Annotated in this window: 3 protein-coding genes and 1 pseudogene; 1 reads left to right on the top strand and 3 read right to left on the bottom strand. The window is 69.2% G+C overall.

The genetic code is table 11. The annotated features are described in order from the left end of the window. Positions 1 to 709 (bottom strand): FAD-dependent oxidoreductase (locus FFS27_RS30145; RefSeq protein ID WP_137952426.1); only part of this gene is annotated, 709 nt, incomplete at its 3' end. 5 nt (positions 710 to 714) lie between these two features. After that, entirely contained in the window at positions 715 to 2,310 is a 1,596-nt protein-coding gene (locus FFS27_RS30140) for an FAD-binding oxidoreductase (protein ID WP_003091236.1), read from the bottom strand. A gap of 176 nt (positions 2,311 to 2,486) precedes the next feature. Here FFS27_RS30140 and gliR point away from each other — a divergent pair, with 176 nt between their 5' ends. Next, positions 2,487 to 3,518 (top strand): AraC family transcriptional regulator GliR, encoded by a 1,032-nt coding sequence (gliR, locus tag FFS27_RS30135; RefSeq protein WP_003091237.1) that lies wholly within the window; start codon positions 2,487 to 2,489, stop codon positions 3,516 to 3,518. 28 nt (positions 3,519 to 3,546) lie between these two features. Here gliR and FFS27_RS30130 read toward each other — a convergent pair. Continuing rightward, positions 3,547 to 3,777 (bottom strand): annotated as a pseudogene (locus FFS27_RS30130) (molybdopterin molybdenumtransferase MoeA); the annotation flags it as partial.

Raw genomic sequence — 3,777 nt, 5'->3', positions numbered from 1 at the left:
GGCGCAACTCATCGGCCCAGGCCCCGGTGGCCACCGCCAGGGCACGGCAGCGAAAGTCGAGAAGCTCGCCGCTCTCGCGGTCCTCGGCGTGCAGGCCGACCACCTGGCCGCCCTCGCGCAGCAATTCGCGCACACGCATGCCGTTGAATGCCTCGCCGCCGTCGTGACGCGCCTCGGCCAGCACCCGCAGCACCAGGCGCGCATCGTCGGTCACCGCATCGAAGAATCGCGTGCCGCCGAGCAGCCGTTGTTCCTTCAGGCCCGGCGCCAGGTAGCGCAACGCGGCGGCGTCGTAGAAACGGTGGTTGCGCCGCCCGGCAAGGGCGTCGTAGACGCTCAGCAGGCCGCCGAATAGCCGCGGGCCGGGAAAGCCGCCGCGGTAGTGGGCCATCACGAAGCTCAACGGCTCCACCAGCCCAGGCGCCTCGCCGAGCAGGCGCTGGCGCTCGCGCACCGAGTCGCGGGTCAGCCGCCACTGGCCCTTGGCGATGTAGCGCAGGCCGCCATGGACCATCTTCGACGAGCGGCTCGAGGTGCCCCAGGCGAAGTCCCGCTGCTCCAGCAGCAGGCAGCGCCAGCCGCGCCGCGCGGCTTCGCGGAGGATGCCGGCACCGCTGATGCCGCCGCCGACCACGATCAGGTCCCACTCCTGCCCCGCCAGCGCCGGCAGGCGGCGGCGACGCCACTCCTCGTTCCAGGCTGAAGTCATTCCGCTCAGTCCTGCAGCAAGGTGCCGCGGTTGAGCCGCCCGGCCGGATCGAAGTGACCGGCCATGGCACGCAGCGCGGCGACGCCCAGTTCGCCCTTCTCGCGGGGCAGGTAGGGTGCGTGGTCCTTGCCGACGCCATGCTGGTGGCTGATGGTGCCGCGATTGTCGACGATCGCCTGGCTGGCCGCATGCTTGAGACGCTTCCAGCGCTCCAGCGTCGCCGCATAGCTCGCGGCCGGACGGAACACGTAGGTGGTATAGATGCTCGACCCCTCGCCATAGACATGCGAGAGGTGGGTGAACACATGGACCCTCTCGCCCTCGGCGGCCAGGCCGTCGCGCAGGCTGGCCTCGATCTTCTGCAGCAGGCCGTCGACGTTGCTCCAGTCGGTGGCGGTCTCCAGGGTGTCCACGGCGTAGCCCGCCTGCCACAGGGCCTCGCGCAGGTAGGGGAAGCGGAAGCGGTTCTGCGCCCACTTGCGCCCCAGCAGGGTGCCGGTGAAGACCCCGCCGAAGCGTTTCAGCAAGGCCTTCGCCTGGCTCAGCGACAATCCGTTCTGCCGACGGTTGCCAGTCACGCCGAAGGTCAGCATGCACTTGCCCTCGCCCGCGCCGCGCAGTGCCAGGTATTTCTCCAGCCAGGCGATCTGTCCGGGATGGCCGGCCAGGGCCAGTTGGGTCATGGTCTCCACGGCGTTGGACAGGCGCAGCATCGACAGCGGCACGCGCGCCTGGGCCAGCTCGCGGGTGGCTTGCAGGGCCTGCTGCCAGTTCGGCAGGAAGACGCTGTAGAAGCGCTCGTCCTCGGCCAGCGGCGAGACCCGCACCTTCACCGAGGAAATGATCCCGAAGCGTCCCTCAGAGCCCAGCACCAGTTCGCGCAGGTCCGGTCCCGCCGCGGATGCCGGGAAGGTAGCGATTTCAAGCGGCCCGGCGAAGGTCTCCAGGGTCCCGCCGGCGAAAAGTTGTTCGATCCGCCCGTAGCGCAGCGACTGCTGGCCGCTGGAGCGGCTGGCGACCCAGCCGCCGAGGGTCGACAACTCCCAGGACTGCGGGAAATGCCCGAGCGTGTAGCCCAGCGCACGCAACTGGCTCTCCACCTGCGGGCCGGCGGCGCCGGGGCCGAAGGTCGCGACCAGGCTCTCGCGGTCCAGATCGAGCAGGCGGTTCATACGCTCCAGCGAGACCGTCAGTACCGGCCGCCGCGAGGCTTGCGGATTGATATGGCCGGCCACGGAAGTACCGCCGCCATAGGGAATCAGTTGCAGGTCGCGGGAGTCGGCCAGGGCCAGCAACTCGCGGATCTGCTCGGCGGTTTCCGGATAGGCCACGGCGTCCGGGTAGACGCCGAAGTCGCCCTCGCGCATCGCCAGCCAGTCCGGCAGGCTCTGCCCGCGGGCATGCAGCAGACGCTCACGGGGGTCGATGCTGTAGCGCGGATCGGCCTCCAGGCGCGACGCCGGGACCTTCGCCAGCGCCGCCTCCAGGCTGGCGTCCGGCAAGCGTGCGCCCTGCCCAACCAGTTCCGCCAGGAACCCACGGGCGCTGTCCGGCAATTCGACCACGGTGCTTTCTTCGCCCCAGCCATTCCAACGACGCATGAACCTCTCCCCTCGCTTGTCGCGGCAACCTGTTTATCGGAACCTTTCTGGCTGCCTATACTAGCCAGCCGCCCTCGCCTGTCACTGTCGGATCGAGACACTCCCTGTGACCGATCAAGACAGCCGGCACGCACGCCGGACGGCCTGTTCCACCCGCCACGACAAGAACAACGACCATGCAGACCCTTGGCTCCACCTCGGTTCCGGCCCTGCTGAAGTACCTGCGCCACGCCGAACGGCTCGGCCTGGACATCGCCCCTGCCCTGGCCGCCGCCGGCCTCCAGGCCGACCAGCTCAACGACAATCGCCAGCGCCTGCCGGGCGAAGCCCACGAGCGCCTGCTCGGCTATTTCTGCGAGCATTCCGGCGATCCCCTGTTCGGCCTGCATTCGGCGCGCTTCGTCCAGCCCGGCTCCTGGAGCGTGCTCGGCTACATCGCGATGAACTGCGCCACCCTGGGCGAGGCCATGAGCCGCATCACGCCCTACGAGAAGCTGGTCGGCGACATGGGCACCAGCCGCATCGAGGCGGCCGGCGGGCAGGTCCGGCTGATCTGGAACTGCCGCCACCAGACACCCCTGGTACGGCGCCACATGGTCGAGCACGTCCTGGCTTCCTGGGTCCTCTACGCGCGCTGGATCGCCGACCTGGAAGGTTCGCCGGACGAGGTCTGGCTGGAACACGACCTGCCGGACGGAACCCGCGTGGAAGACTACGAGACCTTCTTCGGCTGTCCGGTGCGCTTCACCCAACCCTGTTCGGCGCTGCTGGTACCACTGGACTACCTGGCGCTGCCGCTGCGCCAGGCCGACGCGACGCTGCTGCGCACCCTGGAAGAACATGCCCTGGCGCTGATGGCCGAGCTGGACGATGACGAGCCGCTGCCGCTGCGGGTGAAGAACGCCCTGCGCCAGCTACTCAAGGACGGCCTGCCGCGCAAGGAACGGGTGGCGGAGAAGTTCGGCATGACCGTACGCACCCTGCAACGCCACCTGCAGCAAGCCGGCAGCAGCTACCAGCAGACCCTCGACGAACTGCGCCGCGAACTGGCCGAGCACTACCTGCTGCATAGCGAGCTGCCGATCCAGGACATCGCCCAGTACCTGGGCTTCACCGAGTCCCGCTCGTTCCATCGCAGTTTCAAGGGCTGGACCGGGCAGACGCCCGGCGAGTACCGGCAACGGCGGAAGGAGCCGGCGGCGCAATGAGAACGGCGGCCATCCGGCCACCGTCGGCTCAGTCGAGCAGTTCGCTCAGCGGAATGAACGCCACGCCCTCGCCTTCCACGAGGGTACGTCCCTCGCGGACCTCCACCAGCCCCTCGGCCCAGGAAGCGCTGCGCAGTACCCCGGAACTCTGGTTCGGATAGAGCACCGCGCGGCCCTGCTCCAGACGACCACGCAGGTACTCGCGACGCTGCCCCGCCTTGGTCCAGGCGAAGCCGGCCGGTACCTCCACCCGCAGCGG

The organism is Pseudomonas sp. 2VD (assembly GCF_005503585.1).
GTDB lineage: Bacteria > Pseudomonadota > Gammaproteobacteria > Pseudomonadales > Pseudomonadaceae > Pseudomonas > Pseudomonas aeruginosa.
This window is presented reverse-complemented; position numbering and strand designations above follow the sequence as displayed.